The organism is Alkalilimnicola ehrlichii (genome assembly GCF_003399765.1).
GTDB lineage: Bacteria > Pseudomonadota > Gammaproteobacteria > Nitrococcales > AK92 > AK92.
On the sequence record NZ_NFZV01000011.1, the window covers coordinates 1 to 17,518 of the forward strand.

Consider the following 17,518-nt stretch of genomic DNA (forward strand, 5'->3'; position numbering starts at 1 on the left):
CGGACGGCATGACCGTGCGCAGCCACAACGGCAACGTCACCATTCAAGCGGCCCGGAACATTCGCCTGACCGGCCGCGGCGGCGGCGATATCACCGTCGCGCAAAGCGGCGCCGGCTTTAGCGTCAAAAAAGACGGCACGGTGCGTCTGTTTGGCAACACCGTGACGCTGAAGGCCGATCAGGGCGTCACCTTCAACGGCCCGATCTGTTATGAGACGGGCTGCGACAATGCACCTGAGCAGGTCAACGTGTCGGCCAACCGAACTACGACACCGATTCCGCAGCTTGTCAGCGAAGCCGACGAAGGAATGCTAGTCCAAGAATCAATAGCAGACGTCACCTGGTCTTTAACTGAAGCCCCCTTAGATCAAGTTATCGATTTCACCTTCCGCACACGCGCACTTGGCGGCAATCGCTCGGCAGAAATCGCTATATTGGAATGCAGCAGTGGCGGGCAACGCCGCCGCGTCGCTCATTGGCAACTACCTCTCAACGCTGATACCACCCTGCACACAGGAAGCTGGCAACCAGAGGGGAGCGATCTTGGGCAAGTTGATGAACAAAGCCTGAACGGCCCCTTAGACTATCAGATTGAGGTTAGGCTTGAAGATGCTGCCCCCGCGACCAGCCGCACACCCTTGCGCCTGTTGCAGAACTTGATAGTGAACGCACGTAGCTCCGATAATCAGACATTACCTGACGGAAGTCGTTTACAATTGCGGGACGCTTACGGTCGTCTAAGGGACGCTACCGTCCGGAGAGGGAAGGTCGGATTTGCCGCCGTTCCGCTCGGCGTGATGGAACTGAGCGCCCCCTTCATCGGCAACGGCAGCTCAACAACAGTGAACAGTGATGACACTTCGAGTGATGAGGTTGCCGTAGAGAGCCTCGGCAACGCCTGCAGAATACCGTTACTGTGCCGTAACGGCAGAGACCGCCGTGTCGGCTTTACTTATCAAGCTGACACCAACCTTGAAATCGAAATGCCCGCAATAGGCCAGCCGTTCTTTGCTGTCTCGACCATTGAGGATCAGAACGAGTGGACACTGACAGGCATCCCCGATAGTTATCACGGTTTCGAAGGTTATCGTAGAAATGTGCTATGGGATCAATTTTTGGGATTTGGCGGTACAGCGCCAGGCGAGCTACAGGGAACGAAAAGCGGCACATTCCTCAATAACGATTACAACGATCAGTATGAGGTCATTCCGGATAGGGCCGTCCCTCCACAGTGCCAGTTTGCGAACTTTACGGCTAGCGGGATTCTCAAAGATCCGTCAATCGACCGTCTAGACGTTCGATTGCTGAACGAGCAAGGCCAGCCATTAAGCTTTGCCGGCGACATAGAAGAGACGATTAAAACTGTCACCGCGCAGCTTAATGGACAACGTTGGACCGTTACCCTCCCCCCACTGGCAAACCCTTACTTCGGCATTGCAACCTTAGAAATCAAGGCATTCTATGGCGGTGAGCCATTAGCACACTCATCGTCTGTACTTCAGAGAGACATCCTTTTGCTTGGTGTCCAAGCAGGTTGGGCGGAAGGAACACAACCACGCACACATGCCGACGAACGAATCGTTACGGATTTTACCGATTTAGACTTTATTCGCGACGATGCCGGGGATGACTCTGCTGCCACCGAAGCGGCCTCTCGATTCCGTACTCGACGCATGCAGACCTTTACGATTGACAATGTCGAGCGGCCACTGCCGGCCTACATCGATGGCGAGTGGTCAACCGAACAGTCATTAGCACCTCGTATGCCGGAAGCTTACGCCGAACTTCAGATCCTGGGGCTAGGCAGCGATCGGGCGGTAAGCCTTTATGAGGCTTATGCCGAAGAGCTCGACGCTTCGGGTGACCGCCAGATGGTAAGTTGCCGCTGGTCAGGGGCGCTTCGCTTTGGCGGAGGGGCGTTACGCACTCCTACAGACTCTTTCGCGCCAACACGCTCAGATATTGAAAGTATCAACGGGAAAGCCGAAGTAGCTCTAAGCGAATTCCGCAGCGCTACGCAATACTATCACACACCGGCACTACCTCCTGAGGCGGAGATCCAACAGCGAAAACCGTCGTTTGAAAAACGGTCCTGGCACAATAGCTCAAACGAAGCGCTAGAATTTGACAGTTTTGTACTCCCCTGGCACCCAGCTTTAGGCACCTGGAAAAACCAGCAAAACAATATCATTGAAGGTAACGAGGCCGGCGCGGACGAGCATTATTACCAATACAAGGTTCGCGGCGGCGATATACAGCTCACTGCGAATACACAGGTTCTCGGCAGTAGCTTTGAGCTTTCTCTGCCTATAGCTCGCATTGAAGGTAAAAACCCGACAGTTGGTGATGTTCGCCAGATCCTCGATAGGAATTTTCTCCACGAGACTCTAGCCCCTTACCAATCGGGAACTCCAAGCATAATCGATGACGAGCTGTCAACCAGAGAAAAAATTGAAAAAATTATCGAAACATTCGGGTTTGAAGAGTTCATCGAACTCTTTATAAAACTTCTCTGGCATGAGTCGGAGAGTCAGCTTCCAGGTTCCCGTAAGATATCAAACAACAAAGAAATTTATCACTTCATGCGCCAGAGGTCCCGTTATCGTCGTTATAACGGAGTGTATAACCTTCGCATTCAAAACTGGCCACAGTTTGGACCGCCTGGGGGATGGGGGGTAGCTCAGCTAGACAACCCGCCTCCTACCCAAAACCAAATATGGAACTGGAAAGAAAATGTAACAGGAGCCTTTCAACTCCTTGTCAAGAAACTGTCGGAGGCGCTAGACAGAAACTTTGTTTTTGAAGGATCTAACACTCAAACAGTGTACAACACAAACGAAGATTACAAAAAAGAGTTCGAACAGTATGTAGGCGTGCTTAGCAAGGAACCAAAGCACGTTTGGCAAGGCAATGAATGGTACAGCAACCGTATTCGGTCCGGCAGAATAGCTCAAACTGTACTAATCAGCCCCAACAGCACTAATGAAGAAAAGAATGATGCAGCAAAAGTACTATTATGGATTGCCTTAGGAAGTTATAACGGGTGGAATTTTAGAGGCATACTGTACCCAGGAAAAGTTGGCCTCAACCTTGGAAACTACTAAAACCGAAGATTCGCATGGCGACAAACCTGACTATAAGCACCACCATCTTTCGTTGCCTGGTAATCGGGCTGGCTTTGTTTAGCACTGCCTGCGGCGCTGCCTCATCGCAACAAGCCGAACCTACGGACGACGAGAAGCCCTACAACTGGCAGATATTCTTCTTCGACCCTGGCGACTACGAAACCTGTTTCCAGCAATCGACTCCGACCAGGGCTAACTCTCAGGAAACAACCGAAGGCGCTCGCACTTGTTTATTGCCGGATTACGCTAAGATTAAAACCGAGGGCGGCATTAGCGACATCAGGGTCAGGCACTGCACGGACGCCAACGACAAGCTACAAGGCGTCCTTTGCATCATAACGATTAACCGGGAAGGGCAAGGGTGGACGGAAGCGTATTCAGTCATTGATTTTCGAGATTCGTCACTGATACAGGAGCGAATCCCGATATTACGGCGCGGAGCTATCGACCCTAGCCCCTCTGCCTACCTCACTCCTGACGGCAAGTACTTGATCGACCGCAACGGCCTAGGTGTCTATGACATCGAGCAAGGGAAACCGCTCACGCAACCGCTTCAAACCGATGGATATTATCTCTCGGACCTGACGACAGTCAGGCCGGACGGCACACTTGCCTTTAAGCTGCTCACCGCGGAAGGCCATGAGGCACGCCGAGGTAAAGCGTACCAAGCCATTTTGGACGACATCCTCGCCGCCGAAGGCGTAGATTTTCCCTATGAAGAAGCAAAGCCAGAAGGCTTTGACCCTCGATACACGCAAGCCTATATTGGCGCGGGCGATCTGGCGCTCTACCCTGATTTCCCTTGGCTGCAAACATGGGAGCGAGAAGACCTGGGGCACCCCTTCCATTGCAAAGTAACCCCCGACGGGGTGCTCAGCGCATGCCGATTGTACGCCCGGCCTAATGCGCAAGGCGAAACCCAAGGTTGGATACTGGTCGATAACGCCACAGGCGTTCCCCTTCAGCATTTCCCTAACATCGCATCACGCTTGCGGGACACCTTCTGGATGTGGACCGGGCCTGCCGAGGAACATCCGGGCTACTCGTGGTAAGGAGAAAAAGCAACGTGCCTGGAGGGTGCCCCCATACGCTTCAGGCACGCTGCTTTTCTCGCTTTAACCGCCGAGAAAAGTGCGTTTATGTACAAAGCTTCCCTTTCTAAGCCCTTTCGTCCCTTGAATAGACCACTCGCAGTACACAACTTTCTAATACTGTTATAGAAGTTCCAGGAGAGGCCGATGCTCAAACGCTACTTGCTTATCGGCTGCCTGGCGGCGGGCCTTGGCTTAGTCGCCTGCGAATCGGCAGAAGAGATCCCTCACGATCAGCCACCCACGCCGGACGTCTCGCCGCCGGAAGAACCAGACGACCCGGTCGTCGAAGAACGCGCCGAAGCACGACCCGACCAAGCGCCGGAAGTTAACCTTTCGCTGTTTTTGAATCGTTACAGGAAGGCGAACCGGATCGTGCCGCGCAGTTTGTGGCCAGAAATACCTTACAGGTGGACGAGGAAGAGCTGGCTACCAGTTTGGAACAGCTATCGAATGTGTTTCGCGAACTCGACGAAGAAGAGCCGATTTCGATTCTAGCCGTCGAAGAACAAGGCGAATTTGCCATTGCCGTTACGCGCTTTCGCTATACGGAGAGCCCGGATGGGATGCCGGAGCTCCGCCCCATCGTCATGGTTCAGGACGACGGCGCGTGGCGCGTCGACTGGGAACTGATGGGGATGGAACCGGTACAGGCATTGGCCATGTCGCCCCTGGCCCATCAACTAGAACCTTTATACGACTGGTACAACGCGGAGCAGGAACAGCTCGAACTGGAAATCGTTGCCGGCACCAACGAACCCGAGCCGAGCGGCTAATTAAGCCGGATTCGGTTGAGTCCTGAGGCTATCCGTCAAAGTCGACGAGCGTAAACCCGTCTCCCGCCACCGACGCAGTAGATCCGGCAAAATACCCACGGTTACCTCCGGACGGTTATGGCGGTTAGGCGCATCGTGCAATAACACCACATCGCCATTTTCCACTCTAGCCAAACGCCTCCGAACGCCAGCCTCGGTTCCCCACGGCCCCCAATCGATAGCGCTGCGACTCCACAACACGGTGCGCTGGCCTTGCGCGGCCGCCTCCAGCACCATACACCGTCGCAAACGCCCGAATGGCGGGCGAAACCAGTATATGCGCTCGCCACTAATGTCAGCCAAAATACGCCCCGCTTCCCGAACCTCCTGCCTGGCAAGCGGCACGCTCAATCGCCATGGATGACGATGGCTACAGCCATGACTGCCAAGCTCATGGCCTTCGGACGCAATCCGGCGAGTTAACAGCGGGTAACGCCGGGCCTGATCGGCCAGCAGGAAAAATGTCGCCCGCACCGAATGGGCCGCCAGCAAGTCAAGAATGGCCGGTGTATAGCGAGGATCGGGACCGTCGTCGAAACTTAACGCCACCCCGTTAACGCCGGGCGCTAGGCGGCGCCGGACCAATCCGCCCCAGAACAAACTGTCCCAATGCGTTGCCATACGGCTCATCGCGGCTTCCTTCCATCCGCAAAATGCTCCAACAGCTGCTCCCGCGATAGCCAGAACTCATAAGGCTGTAAGCGTTTTCCGACCCGGCGGGCGGTGGCGGGATTGAAGGCATAAAGCAACACGCGCAAGTAGGCGCCACGCAACCTTGCACGCCAAGTCAACGGTAACGGCTCCGCCTCGAAACCGACTTTACGGCCATGCGGCGGAATCCAGGTCACGCCATGGAAGCCGGCCACATTCTGTAGCTCCGGATCGTGCTGGACCTTATCGGCAAGCGTTTGCAAAGCCGTCACAAGAAGCCGTGCGAAGACAAAGCCGCCATGAGAGCGCCCGCGCGCGGCTTGCTCGCGACTCAAAGCGCTGTTGTTAAAATGCAGTTCGGCAACCGGCACCCCCGGCTCCAAACGCACTCCGCCCACCAACTCTTTCGCCGGCCCTCGATAGCGCTGACGCTGGATAAAGATCAAGCTGCCAACGGGCTCCAACCGATGGAAGCGACAGTAAACTCGCTCTATGCCGCGAAAGGCCGCATTGAGCACACGCCAAGCAGGCACCGTCATGGGTTATTTCCTTTATGTTCACCCAGCGCTTGCGGCATTACCGTTTGCAGCACCGAGCCGGCAATGGCCCCAGCGCCCTCACGCCAACCGTACGACCACGCTTTGGCTTGCAGCTGAGCCAGTAGCAAAGGGTCTGCCAACCATTGGCGCAACCGGCTAATCAGTTGCTCCGAATCAACCGCTTCGCCTAATCCATTGGCTTCCAAAAAAGCGACGTTAAAGCTTTCCTGGCCGCCCAAAGAACAGACCGCGAGGAACGGACGACCGCAGGCTAAGGCTTCCGAGACGCTCAAGCCACCGGGTTTACCGACAACCACATCGGCAGCTCGCACCAACATCGGCATCGGCACGTCATCGTCGAAGATACGCAACCGTCCCGGATAGTTGCCGCTTAGGTCGAGCAGACGGTGCCGATCGGTCTGACCGCCGGCGGCAACCAATAGCTCGCAATCGAGCTCGCACTGCAAAATAGGCTCCAGCGCTTCAACAGCGCCAATACCGCAGCCGCCCCCAGTTACCAATACCGTCTTCGCAGCGTGCGGGACACCAAGCTGGGCTCGGGCCTCTTGTTGCGCAACCGGGTGCCGAAAGCCGTTCAGCATCGGTATCCCTGTGACGGCAATCGCCGATTTCGGCACGCCATGGGCCCGTAGTTCGGAGGCCATTGCCGAGGTCGCCACGCAAAATAATCCATTGCCGAACGCAACCAGATGTCATGCACGCCGTAGTCGGTTAAAACGCCGATGGCGGGAATAGTCACTTCATCCCGCCGCTTTAAATGCGATAACACGGCGGCCGGCATCATTTGGGTGGCTATTATGGCTTGGGGGCGGAATGCTTGGATGCGCTGTTTAAGACGACGCGATAAACGCGTGTGCATCCAGATCACCAGCCCGCGCCGTATCAAATTACCGTGTTTGGCGGCACGGTGAGTGAACGTTCCCAACAAGTTGAGAAAATCGTACGATCCAAGTTGGTACCGGCAGCCGGGAAACTCGACCGACCGGGAAACCAGTGAGATAACACGCGTTCGATAGTATCCAACAGCTCTTGAGGCAATTCCGGCTGACGAAAAACTCTCGCCACCGCTCGGCATCGAATTGATAAAGCTGATCGTAGAGTCGCGGATGTTGCGTGACTGCTTCTAAGTACCCTTCTTTAACAGCGCCACTGACCCGCGAGTCCATTAAAGACCAAAAGTCGACATACTCGATCTCGACGCGCGGCTCGCGTTCGGCTAAAGCTTGCGCTACAGCTTGTGCGGCCTTTATATGCCCGAAACCGAGCGTAGAACTTAGTATTAGAATCCGCATCCTTGCCTCTTCCTGGGAACCGGTCCTACGGGTCAAGCCGCCCCATCATTGGGCACGCTGACCCTTACGTAGGCTAGAAATCTTCTCGTAGCTATCGTCAGGTATCAGAAACCCGGGCAAGAATTGATCTATAGGCCTCCCTAACAGCAGGCAAGGATAGCGGCGATACGAACGCTTCTGGATTCGCATAATCTATTGGCGGGTTTTGGAAAACCTGTCAATAACAGCGTTACGGCGCGGACATACGCGAGCCCGGCTTAGCGACGATCTGCGCACTACTCGCTTGCGGCCCCTCTTCGCCCATTTCCGGCATGAAACGCACTTCCGTACCCACTTCCAAACGGTCGAAGTCGTCATGCAGAACGCTATGCTTATGGACGTAGAATTCTTGTCCGTCTTCGGTTTGTATAAAGGCATATCCGTCGTCGCGGAACATCCGCACTACCATGGCGTAAGATTCGCCTTCCGCGACCTGCACCTTCACATGGCCTCGACGCCGCTGGGTGGTCGATTTCAGCTTCCGTTCCATAATCTCGAACGCCTCCCGCACGACGGTGCTAAGCTGTACATGCGGCTCGACATTCCGCTCTTTATCGACAACCAACTCCTTACGCTTGGGCAAGGTCAGTTCGATCCGTACTCGAAAAGGGTTGCCGGTGTGCCGGTGCGCGTGAGGCCGCTCTACGACTACCCGGCACGAAATAATGTCATCAGCCATGTTGTCTAAACGACGAATACGCTCGCGGATAAAGTCCTCGTTATAGTCGGAATGGGAAATGCCGTTAAAGGTGATTTCAGCCGGGACCTGCATTAGGGCCTCCTGTCCTCATCGGCGCAAACGCCTGACCTGTCAGGATGCGCCGGTCTAAACCCGACGCAACACTTTGCTATATGCTTACAGAGGAAACCTGGGAGCCCGGAGCGGGGGTTCCAAGCGCGCGCGCTAGGCAAAAAAACACCGGTCGTAAGACCGGTGCCTCAATAACAGACAGGAGGTTTAGTCTTATTGGCTAGAAGCGGGCTAGCCGCCCCTCCTGCCCCTCACCTTGTCCGCAGGATCGATTATTCCTTAAGGCGCCGGTTAAGGTTGGGCCTTCGTCACAATTCGACTCTGGGCGTCCCGACCTTGATACGATGAAGCGACGGAGGTCACAAACAGCCGCAACTACTGATAACGGGAGGCTCACGAGTGACGATGGTTACTCCAGAATTGATAGATGCGCTCAAAAATAGCCGCAGAGTCGCCGCCATCACCGGCGCGGGCATTTCCGCCGAGAGCGGTATTCCTACTTTCAGGGATGCTCAAACCGGCCTCTGGGCCAAGTACGATCCCATGCAATTGGCCACTCCGGAAGCGTTCTTAGAAAACCCGGAACGGGTGTGGAACTGGTATGCATGGCGGCGCGAGCTACTGGCCGCCTGCCGTCCCAATAAGGGGCATCAAGCCCTGAGCCGAATAGCGCGACACATTCCCGAGTTTCAGCTGATCACTCAGAACGTCGACGGCCTTCATCAAGCCGCCGGCAGCCAGGACGTCATCGAGCTCCATGGCAATATTCAACGGACGAAGTGTTTCGACCACGGACACACCGTCGAACAGTGGGACGCGCAACAGGCGCCGCCGCCCTGCCCTTACTGCGGCAGTCTGTTACGGCCGGATGTTGTTTGGTTTGGCGAGATGCTGCCGGTGCAAGCCTTGCAGCAGGCCGAGCAGGCGGCGGCAAGATGCGAAGTTTTTCTAAGTATCGGCACGTCCGGCCAAGTCTATCCCGCTGCCGATTTGGCCTACCAGGCCTTAGCGAGCGGCGCTATGGTGGTAGAAATCAACGCCGAGCCGACCCCCCTAACCGCCCGAGCGCATTATGCGTTCACCGGCAAAGCGGGCGACCAGCTCCCCCGTCTTCTTGCCGAGATTTGGCAAGAAAGCGTGCCTGACGCCTGATAGAATACAGGCTCCGATCCACTTCAACGCGCCTAGCCTGCGCGAGATGCCCGATGCCATTAACCGAGACGACCAAAACCCAGATTCGCGAGGCGCTAGGCGCCATACGCGAAGCCCTGCCGGGCTTTCGCAACCGTCCGAGCCAACGTCGCATGATCGCCGAGATCGCGAAAACGCTGGCTGGCGAATACGGGGATAGCCGGATTATCGCCTGCGAAGCGGGAACCGGCACCGGCAAAAGCCTGAGTTATCTGTTGGGGGCTATTCCGGTTGCTCAGGCACTGGGCAAACAAGTCGTTATCAGTACCGCGACGGTGGCTCTGCAGGAACAACTGCTCAACCGGGATTTACCCGCCCTTGCCACGCATTCGGGCTTAAAATTCTCGTTCGCTCTGGGTAAGGGCCGGCGCCGTTATGCCTGCAACCTCAACCTCGCCCGCCTAGCCGGGGAAACCAGCCCGCAAGAAAGCTTGTTCGACGAACCCGTGGCGGCCTGGAAACACGCTCCGCAAGCCTCGGAATTGGCGGCGGTCAAGGCAATGCGGCAGGCGCAACGAGAAGAGACCTGGAACGGCGATCTCGACGCGTGGCCGGAAGCGCTGAGCAACGACTTCATTCAAACCGTCACCACCGACCGCCACGGCTGCCTCGGTAACGTCTGCCCCCATATCCGCCACTGTTCGTTTTCCGGGCACGAGATAACTTACGCGACAGCGCGGTCATCGTCGCCAATCACGACCTGGTCCTCGCCGACCTCAGCATGGGCGGCGGTGTCATACTCCCGCCCCTCGAAGACACGGTGTTCATATTCGACGAGGCCCATCATTTAGCCGACAAAGCGGTGAAATACTTCAGCGCCCAAACGCGCTTGCGAGGCGCGCGGGACTGGCTCAAACGTATTCCGAAGCTGTGCTCCGATGTGCTCGAAGTATTACCTGGCGATCCGCGTCAACAACGCCTGGCAGACGAAGCGGCCGACCTTGCCGGCAAGTGCATGGGGTTGTTAGAACAAGCGCATGAAGACCTGATGCTGCTGTTTCCGGAACTGGAAGGCGAGCGCCCGCTGTGGCGCTTTGCCAACGGCGAAGCGCCGGAGGAGATTCGCCGCATGGCGAGCACACTCCACAAACCGGCCAAAACTATCGGCGACAACCTCAATTTCTTGCGCAACAAACTCATCAAGGCCTTGGACGAAGGACACGTCGCGCCGAGCCGGGCCGAACAACTCATTCCCGACCTAGGCTTCTTATCGGCCCGTTTAGAGACATTTCAGGCGCTATGGCAGATGATGGCCAGCGAGGATCCGGCGGACGCACCGCCGACGGCGCGTTGGGTGGAAATAACCGGCCAAAGCGGTCGCGCCGATATGGATTTCCAGTTAGCCGCGTCTATGATCGCCCCCGGCGGACTTCTGCGCAAAGCCCTGTGGGATATCTGCGCGGGCGCGGTGCTAACGTCCGCTACCCTAACCGCACTGGGCCGCTTCGACCGATTACGGATGAACACCGGCCTTCGCGACGACGACGGCACGCAGTACCTTCGCCTCGACTCGCCGTTCGACTATGCCAGCCGCGCCGAGCTGTATCTTCCCTGGATGCGAAGCGACCCGAGAGACCCGCAAGCGCATACCAACGAAGTCAGTGCTTTACTGGAGAAACTGATTGATCGAGACGAAGGCACGCTGGTTCTATTCGCCTCGGGTTGGCAGCTCGATGCAGTTTATCAACAGCTTCCCACGTCGCTCCAAGCTCATATTTTGCGGCAAGGCGAACTACCGAAGGCCGCAATATTACAACGCCACCGCGAACTCATCGAAGGCGGCGCCGGCAGCGCTATCTTTGGACTTGCCAGCTTTACCGAAGGCGTCGATTTACCCGGCGACCTCTGCCGTCATGTGATCGTCGCCAAGATACCGTTTGCCGTCCCTGACTCTCCCGTGGAGGCAACTCTATCGGATTGGCTCGAAAGCCGCGGCCGCAATCCTTTTCTCGAAATTACGGTACCCGACGCCAGCCTCAAACTCATCCAGGCCTGCGGCCGCTTAATCCGCTCCGAAGCCGACTCCGGAAGAGTGACGCTACTTGATCGCCGCTTACTGACAAAACCCTACGGCCGCCAATTACTCGACGCCCTTCCCCCGTTTCGGCGCCGAATTGAACGCCAAGCGCCTCGCCCCCAATCTAACACCATCGCTTAGGGAAACGCTTCGATTCTCGTAAGAGAATATCGGCCGCTCTCCTGCACCAGAACACCGGCAACGACAATGGGCACAGGCGCACTCCACACATTGGCCAACCGGCAGGAGGCGCGATGCTGACAAAACTACTGGTCGTATTTCTCGCCTGCTTAGTGTTTAGCACAACCAACGCCAGGCCAAACGACACGGCTGGCGAGCCGATCCGCATCGCCGTAGTCGGGCCCATGGCATTCACTCAGGGGGTCAATCATTGGCGGGGGCCCTACTGGCACGGGACCAAATCAACGCCGAAGGCGGGATCAATGTAGGAGGCGTGCATCGGCCGATCGAACTGATTCAAGTCGATAGCAACGAAATGGTGAGTATCGCCGATGCCGTCGCTCGGCTTGAGCAGGCACTGGCAGCACACGATATCGACTTCATCATAGGCGGCTTTCGCAGCGAAGCCGTGCTCGCCATGCAAGACCTTGCCATGGAACACGAAACGATCTTTCTCGGAACCGGTGCAGCCCATGGAGATCTCGGCGCCCGGGTCGAGCAGGACTATGAGTTTTACAAGTACTGGTTCAGGCTCTCGCCTATCCAATCCGAAGACCTCGGCCGGCAAGTATTTGCCTACTTACGTCCGTCGCCGAGCAGATACGACAAGACCTGGGCCGAGACGAAGTACGGGTTGCTATATTGGGAGAGCGGGCGGTGTGGGCCGATCCGTTAGTAACCGCCGCACAGCGTAATCTTCCACGGCTGGGGATGGAGATCGTAGGAACTTGGCGGCCATCCGCCACAACCGGCGATCTAACGGCGGAACTGACTGCAATCGGGCGCGCCGAAGCAGATATTATCCTCACGGTACTATCCGGCCCGGTCGGTATTGTATTAGGCCAACAGTTGGGCGAGAGAAACATAGCGGCCGTACCGATTGGCATCAACGTCGAAGCGCAGCAATCCGGTTACTGGGAAGCGACTGACGGACAAGCCAATTATCTGGCAACCACCGTCAACTATGCGAGAGTCGCCACCACAGAGTTAACGCTTCCTTTCGTAGAGGCGTTTGAAGAACGATTCGGCGAATTTCCCACTTACACGGCAGCGACCTACGACGCTATTAACGTATTGCGGCAATCCTTGGAAACCACTCAATCGCTGGATATCGATGAGCTAGTAGCCTATCTAGAGGAAACGACCTTCACCATCGCAGCCGGCCGTCTTAAGTTTGACGAGCAGCACAACCCAACCTGGGGGCCGGGCCTTGTAACGGGTGCGGTGGTACAATGGCAGGACGGAGAACCCGTACCCTTTTGGCCGAACGGTTGGAGAGGAGTTAGTTACGAAGGCATGCAGCCGTTTTTATTTCCTTCCGCGATGGCGGAAGAGCAAGAGGCAGCCAACCATCGGTGACTACGGCGTCGGCGGCAACTCGTACCGCCGACAACCTAGCACAACCTTACCGTCCGAGCTGCAACCGTTTACGCGGCCCGTAGTTCAGCGGCCGGCGCACTATCGGCGGTAGAGCGTTCGGTTACCGATAGCTCAACCGCCCCCTTCAGCAGGCTACGCACGGCATTGCCGTAAGGCCCTAGGCGCTCGAGCTCGCGTCGGCTTAAAACCACCGCCTCCATGCCCAGCCCCGCATCGATCGCGGCCGAAAAAGCCGCTTCCCGAGAATCGGCGTATACCTTAAAAGCGCGGGGCATCCCGGCAACCGTAACCCCGGAGACCAAGTACAAGTCATTCATATCATTCACCCCTTCCAACGCTATCCAGTCTTAAAAGTCTGCTTTTAAGCTAGTTGTTGCATTGCAATATATCATTTTTTGCGGCACCGCACAATAAGATATTCTATAGCAATGCATCTTCTAACGCGCATACGCGCGCTATCCTTGCAGCGAGGCGGGCGGCAAACAGTAACGCGACTCGCAATAGGCCAGAGCGCTTCGCGAGCGTAGACTTGATGGCGGGACACTATTTATCGGCTCGAACCGATGACCGAGCTCCGGCTGCAACGGCCGTCTGCGGTGCAATGCGCTAACCTGTACGTTGGCCGTAATAGCACTGGCGTCGATTTTTGGCGGGGTGAATTTTCTTATTTTGGGCTGCTGTTCGTGAGAGGGAAGGCTAAGACAGGAGACCTACGAACGTCCCTGTTCGCGTACCGCCATCCTGGCGAAGGTCGAATCCCTGTCAGTAGCTTCCTTCTACTCACTTGCGTCGATCCCTGACGCATAATTAAGTGTAATGCGAACCCCCTATCGGGGCTGTAAGAAAATTCCGACTCTTACTGTAGGAAAGCGCTGTCTTGCGCGTTCCCTGGCTGCTCGGATAAAAGGAGCCTTGGCCTAAGGCACTCCATTAATTGGGCAAACTCTGTTGTACGGAACCGAAACTACGCACCCAGGCGCCACTGGCACGCAGCGAGCTTGGCAACTGCCGAAGCGCGGCCACGGCTGCATCCTGATTCGGGTAATCGCCCGTGAGCACGACGTACCAGTCACGCCCGTTCCGGCGCGTCCTGACCAATTCGACGGTGTCGGATAGATTCTGCTCCTCGATATATTGCAGCAGAGCTTGTCGATCGTAAGCGGCGATCAGTTGTATGGTAAATCTGCCTGGGGCTTTCTCGCGTACCCATTCAACGCCACGCGGAGTAGCTACCGCCACAGGCTTCGCCTCGACCTCGACAGGCGGTTTGTCTTCCGCTATCTCTTCGATCAACAACGGAGAAGGCGCCGCCGGCGGCGCTTTTTCAGCCGCATCCGACACTTTAGAAGTATCGGCGGCTTCCTCGGCACCGTCGGGGCTTTCGATTACTTGCGACCGCTCCGCCGCCGAACCCTCCGCATCGGCTTCGGCGACCACGTCGCTATCGAGATTATTCCCATAAGCGTACCGGTTGGGCATAGGCAGGCCAAAGGGATCGCCCGCTTCCGCGGCGTCGCTCGGTATAGCCAGTTCAAGCGTATCGGGCTCGTTAGCGGAAGGTTCGATAAGCTGCGCGACGACAAACAAGCCAACCCCAAGCACCAGCAACCCGCCAACGGCGATCGCCATGCCGCGCCCAGGTTTGGCACGGGTTGCGGCGCTAGCCTTAACGGCCGGCTTTGTCTTATGCCGCTGCCCGCCTTTGCGCACCAGTATAGCTGTCGCCTGACGATTAATAGCGCCGGGCATGCCTTGGCTTTCTCGAAAAACACGCCGGCCCTCGGCTTCACTCAACAGGCTGCCATCGTTGCCCGCCGCCTGCAGCTGTTGCTGGATATAGTCTTGCGTTTGTTTTTCGGTCAGCGGGTACAGCGTTATTATGTGCAGCGCGTCGGGCTCGAGCTTTTGTTCCGCCAGTTTCGCTAATCGACCTTCGAGACTACGCTCTACCGCCAGCACTAAGCCGAACGGACAGCCTTCGCCCTTAGCCTTGTGCCATAGCGTCAGCAGATTTCCCAACACCGTGCCGGACATCCTATGGACGTCGTCCAGCAGTAGCAAAGGCAAGCCGCTGTCGTTGCCAAGGGCATCCTCCAAGCGGCGCAGAAACTGCGCGGCATCGTCGCCGGGTTCCATCGCCGAACCTAATGTGTTGAGAAAGCGATCGCATAGGTCGATCAGACTCAACGCCTCGGTCGCAACAATTCGGCAGATCCGCAATTCCGAACCGTCCTGCCGGCCTAAGGCACGCAGAAGGTGCTCTTGCCAACGCCCTCTTCGCCGCGCACGGCCACTACGTGATCGCCCGCGTGCAGCAATTGCAAGCCGACATTAACCTGCGTGCTATAAGAGGCGTCGGCAAAGATAAAATCGCTATCGATAAACGGCTGTTGATCCAAACCTAGTCGTGCCAGGCTCAGTTCGTCCAGCTTGTTATCATCTGATTGTTCAGACGTCGCTTTGCGCATATCCCGCTTGCCGCTTTTCCGTATTTAAAGGCGCTATGGTAGCAAAGGGATGAGTTTCTGGCGCGATCTCCGTCATACCCTTCACAAGCAGTTGAAATAAAACGCTATCGAAATGCCCCAGGGGGGTACGGAATAGGCGCTGCTCGCCGAGCGCGTTGACACCGCCTAAGCCAGTATTAGAATGCGCCACATGTCTATTCAACATGCGCTATTGGTATCCCTGCTGGAACGCCCCTCAACCGGCTATGAACTGGCTAATCGGTTCGACCGCTCGATTGGCTACTTTTGGCAGGCCACGCACCAACAAATCTATCGGGAACTGGCGCGCATGGCCAAAAAAGGCTGGCTCCGTGCAGAAGACGCTCCCGAGGGCGGAAAACGTCGCCGAAAAATCTATCACGTTTTGCCTGCCGGCCGCTCGGCGCTGATTGAATGGGTAAAAACGCCCGAGCTTTCGCTGGAAAGCACCCGCGGGCTATTGATCAAACTGCGCGCCGAAGCCACCTTAGGGCCTTTAGGAGTCGAGGACGAACTCCGCGAACTCATCGAACAACATGAAGCGCGGCTGCACGTTTATCGCAATATCGAGCGCCGAGACTTCTCCGGACGGCCCCTAACGAGAGCGCAGCGACTGCAATACGCGGTGCTTCGCAGCGGCATTGTGAGAGAGGAGAGTTGGCTGCACTGGGCACGCGAGGTACTTCCACTGCTAGCTACGGATTAATCGGCAAGGCACTGGAGTAGGTCACCCTGGACCTACTCCGGCTTAGCGGCGAGATGCGAGGCTCGCGCCATAAGGCAATCCAAACAAGCCGCCGTTTACGCCTCGGCCACTTCCCGAACCGGGGCTAACTCCAAGCGCTTGCGGGCCGCCTGATACTCGTCTTTTAGCCGTGCGACCAGCTCCGCTGTGGGCACCACCCTCTTAACCGCACCAACCCCTTGACCTGCACCCCAGATATCCTTCCAGGCTTTCGCTTTCGTGTTGCCGCCGGAACCGAAGTTCATCTTTGACGGGTCGGATTCCGGCAAATCGTCCGGATCGAGTCCGCTCTTGACGATGCTCTTTCTTAAATAGTTGCCGTGCACCCCGGTAAAGAGGTTGCTATAGACGATGTCCTCGGCTGCGCTTTCGACGATCATCTGTTTGTAGGCTTGCTCTGCGTTAGCCTCTGCCGTCGCAATAAAAGCCGATCCGATATAAGCCAAATCGGCGCCGGCAGCCTGTGCGGCTAACACCGCATTACCGTTGGCAATAGCGCCCGACAATAGCAACGGACCGTCGAACCATTCCCGGATCTCATGCAGCAACGCGAACGGAGACAGCGTGCCCGCGTGACCGCCCGCCCCTGCCGCAACCGCTACCAGCCCGTCAGCCCCTTTCTCGACCGCCTTTTTGGCAAACTTATTATTAATAACGTCGTGGAACACAATACCGCCGTAGCTGTGTACGGCTTTGTTTAGATCTTCCCGGGCCCCTAACGAGGTAATAACAATCGGCACCTTGTACTTAACGCAGAGCTCCAAATCGTGCTCAAGACGATCATTGGATTTATGCACGATCTGATTGACCGCGAAAGGCGCCGCCGGCCGATCCGGGTTTTGCGCGTTGTACTCCGCCAACTCGGTGGTAATACGCTCCAGCCACTCCTCCAGGACATGGGCCGGCCGTGCATTCAAAGACGGAAAGGAACCGACGACACCCGCTTTACACTGCGCAATCACCAAATCCGGGGTGGATATGATAAACATCGGAGAACACACAACGGGCAGTGACAAGCGATCTTTCAGAATAGCTGGAAGAGCCATGAATCCCTCCGGAAAACTAAGATAGAACGAGCAGGCCCAATTAGCGGCCGATATTCATATGCAACCAGTTGCATATGAATATCGCACCTCGCCGGGAAATACAACCAAACACGTCAAACAACCTCTTTAATCCTCTGGCCAAACGGAGC

At 56.6% G+C, this 17,518-nt stretch carries 18 protein-coding genes; 9 read left to right on the forward strand and 9 right to left on the reverse strand.

Translation table 11 applies throughout. The annotated features are described in order from the left end of the window. The 3 genes from CAI21_RS23180 to CAI21_RS11600 all read left to right on the forward strand — a co-directional run. Positions 1–3,104 (forward strand): hypothetical protein (locus CAI21_RS23180; RefSeq protein ID WP_220348055.1); only part of this gene is annotated, 3,104 nt, incomplete at its 5' end. A gap of 14 nt (positions 3,105–3,118) precedes the next feature. Further along, the gene (locus CAI21_RS11595) at positions 3,119–4,177 is read left to right on the forward strand and encodes a hypothetical protein (RefSeq protein ID WP_116302432.1); all 1,059 of its coding nucleotides are present in this window, start codon (positions 3,119–3,121) and stop codon (positions 4,175–4,177) included. Between the two features lie 428 nt (positions 4,178–4,605). Further along, positions 4,606–4,992: a hypothetical protein gene (locus tag CAI21_RS11600; RefSeq protein ID WP_116302433.1), complete on the forward strand. Its 387-nt coding sequence runs from the start codon at positions 4,606–4,608 to the stop codon at positions 4,990–4,992. Here the strand turns inward: CAI21_RS11600 and CAI21_RS11605 are convergent, their stop codons facing one another. The 5 genes from CAI21_RS11605 to CAI21_RS11625 form a co-directional block, all read right to left on the reverse strand. Further along, a complete protein-coding gene (locus CAI21_RS11605; RefSeq protein WP_116302434.1) occupies positions 4,993–5,661 on the reverse strand; it encodes a polysaccharide deacetylase family protein in 669 nt (222 codons plus the stop codon). It lies immediately after the preceding gene. Further along, entirely contained in the window at positions 5,658–6,221 is a 564-nt protein-coding gene (locus CAI21_RS11610) for a YkoP family protein (protein WP_116302435.1), read from the reverse strand. The genes CAI21_RS11605 and CAI21_RS11610 overlap by 4 nt, the downstream gene beginning before the upstream one ends. Further along, positions 6,218–6,901 carry a glycosyltransferase gene (locus tag CAI21_RS11615; RefSeq protein ID WP_181919400.1) on the reverse strand — a complete coding sequence of 228 codons (684 nt, stop codon included), beginning with the start codon at positions 6,899–6,901 and terminating at the stop codon, positions 6,218–6,220. The genes CAI21_RS11610 and CAI21_RS11615 overlap by 4 nt, the downstream gene beginning before the upstream one ends. Then, positions 6,817–7,317 (reverse strand): MGDG synthase family glycosyltransferase, encoded by a 501-nt coding sequence (locus tag CAI21_RS25970; RefSeq protein ID WP_116302437.1) that lies wholly within the window; start codon positions 7,315–7,317, stop codon positions 6,817–6,819. Before CAI21_RS25970 ends, CAI21_RS11615 begins: the two co-directional genes overlap by 85 nt. Before the next feature lie 446 nt (positions 7,318–7,763). Beyond that, positions 7,764–8,345: an HPF/RaiA family ribosome-associated protein gene (locus CAI21_RS11625; RefSeq protein ID WP_116302438.1), complete on the reverse strand. Its 582-nt coding sequence runs from the start codon at positions 8,343–8,345 to the stop codon at positions 7,764–7,766. A gap of 384 nt (positions 8,346–8,729) precedes the next feature. On the opposite strand from CAI21_RS11625, the gene CAI21_RS11630 reads away from it, so the two are divergent. The 5 genes from CAI21_RS11630 to CAI21_RS11650 all read left to right on the forward strand — a co-directional run bounded on the left by CAI21_RS11630 (position 8,730) and on the right by CAI21_RS11650 (position 13,071). After that, positions 8,730–9,476, forward strand: coding sequence for an SIR2 family NAD-dependent protein deacylase (locus tag CAI21_RS11630; protein WP_116302439.1), 747 nt, complete (start codon positions 8,730–8,732; stop codon positions 9,474–9,476). Between the two features lie 53 nt (positions 9,477–9,529). After that, the gene (locus CAI21_RS11635; protein ID WP_116302440.1) at positions 9,530–10,306 is read left to right on the forward strand and encodes an ATP-dependent DNA helicase DinG; all 777 of its coding nucleotides are present in this window, start codon (positions 9,530–9,532) and stop codon (positions 10,304–10,306) included. Continuing rightward, complete coding sequence (locus CAI21_RS11640) at positions 10,276–11,673, forward strand: helicase C-terminal domain-containing protein (RefSeq protein ID WP_181919389.1); 1,398 nt, start codon at positions 10,276–10,278, stop codon at positions 11,671–11,673. Before CAI21_RS11635 ends, CAI21_RS11640 begins: the two co-directional genes overlap by 31 nt. A gap of 229 nt (positions 11,674–11,902) precedes the next feature. Continuing rightward, positions 11,903–12,388, forward strand: a complete 486-nt coding sequence (locus CAI21_RS11645) for an ABC transporter substrate-binding protein (RefSeq protein ID WP_258868940.1) — start codon at positions 11,903–11,905, stop codon at positions 12,386–12,388. After that, on the forward strand, positions 12,352–13,071 hold the full coding sequence (locus CAI21_RS11650) for an ABC transporter substrate-binding protein (RefSeq protein WP_258868096.1): 720 nt from the start codon (positions 12,352–12,354) through the stop codon (positions 13,069–13,071). Before CAI21_RS11645 ends, CAI21_RS11650 begins: the two co-directional genes overlap by 37 nt. A gap of 68 nt (positions 13,072–13,139) precedes the next feature. On the opposite strand, the gene CAI21_RS11655 is transcribed toward CAI21_RS11650, so the two are convergent. The 3 genes from CAI21_RS11655 to CAI21_RS11665 all read right to left on the reverse strand — a co-directional run bounded on the left by CAI21_RS11655 (position 13,140) and on the right by CAI21_RS11665 (position 15,560). Continuing rightward, positions 13,140–13,409, reverse strand: a complete 270-nt coding sequence (locus tag CAI21_RS11655) for a hypothetical protein (protein WP_116302444.1) — start codon at positions 13,407–13,409, stop codon at positions 13,140–13,142. Positions 13,410–14,022: 613 nt separating this feature from the next. Beyond that, positions 14,023–15,312: an SPOR domain-containing protein gene (locus CAI21_RS11660; RefSeq protein WP_116302445.1), complete on the reverse strand. Its 1,290-nt coding sequence runs from the start codon at positions 15,310–15,312 to the stop codon at positions 14,023–14,025. Between the two features lie 20 nt (positions 15,313–15,332). Beyond that, positions 15,333–15,560: a hypothetical protein gene (locus CAI21_RS11665; RefSeq protein ID WP_116302446.1), complete on the reverse strand. Its 228-nt coding sequence runs from the start codon at positions 15,558–15,560 to the stop codon at positions 15,333–15,335. 190 nt (positions 15,561–15,750) lie between these two features. On the opposite strand from CAI21_RS11665, the gene CAI21_RS11675 reads away from it, so the two are divergent. After that, positions 15,751–16,284, forward strand: coding sequence for a PadR family transcriptional regulator (locus tag CAI21_RS11675; RefSeq protein WP_116302448.1), 534 nt, complete (start codon positions 15,751–15,753; stop codon positions 16,282–16,284). A gap of 95 nt (positions 16,285–16,379) precedes the next feature. On the opposite strand, the gene CAI21_RS11680 is transcribed toward CAI21_RS11675, so the two are convergent. Next, positions 16,380–17,369, reverse strand: a complete 990-nt coding sequence (locus tag CAI21_RS11680) for an NAD(P)H-dependent flavin oxidoreductase (RefSeq protein WP_116302449.1) — start codon at positions 17,367–17,369, stop codon at positions 16,380–16,382. Positions 17,370–17,518: the final 149 nt, after the last annotated feature.

Excerpts from the sequence above, each read along its gene's own strand:
- CAI21_RS11630 (WP_116302439.1), top strand. The coding sequence starts at position 8,730 with ATGGTTACTCCAGAATTGATAGATGCGCTCAAAAATAGCCGCAGAGTC.
- CAI21_RS11635 (WP_116302440.1), top strand. The coding sequence starts at position 9,530 with ATGCCATTAACCGAGACGACCAAAACCCAGATTCGCGAGGCGCTAGGC.
- CAI21_RS25970 (WP_116302437.1), bottom strand. The coding sequence starts at position 7,317 with ATGCCGAGCGGTGGCGAGAGTTTTTCGTCAGCCGGAATTGCCTCAAGA.
- CAI21_RS11655 (WP_116302444.1), bottom strand. The coding sequence starts at position 13,409 with ATGAATGACTTGTACTTGGTCTCCGGGGTTACGGTTGCCGGGATGCCC.
- CAI21_RS11675 (WP_116302448.1), top strand. The coding sequence starts at position 15,751 with ATGTCTATTCAACATGCGCTATTGGTATCCCTGCTGGAACGCCCCTCA.
- CAI21_RS11595 (WP_116302432.1), top strand. The coding sequence starts at position 3,119 with ATGGCGACAAACCTGACTATAAGCACCACCATCTTTCGTTGCCTGGTA.
- CAI21_RS11605 (WP_116302434.1), bottom strand. The coding sequence starts at position 5,661 with ATGAGCCGTATGGCAACGCATTGGGACAGTTTGTTCTGGGGCGGATTG.
- CAI21_RS11665 (WP_116302446.1), bottom strand. The coding sequence starts at position 15,560 with ATGCGCAAAGCGACGTCTGAACAATCAGATGATAACAAGCTGGACGAA.
- CAI21_RS11625 (WP_116302438.1), bottom strand. The coding sequence starts at position 8,345 with ATGCAGGTCCCGGCTGAAATCACCTTTAACGGCATTTCCCATTCCGAC.
- CAI21_RS11680 (WP_116302449.1), bottom strand. The coding sequence starts at position 17,369 with ATGGCTCTTCCAGCTATTCTGAAAGATCGCTTGTCACTGCCCGTTGTG.
- CAI21_RS11610 (WP_116302435.1), bottom strand. The coding sequence starts at position 6,221 with ATGACGGTGCCTGCTTGGCGTGTGCTCAATGCGGCCTTTCGCGGCATA.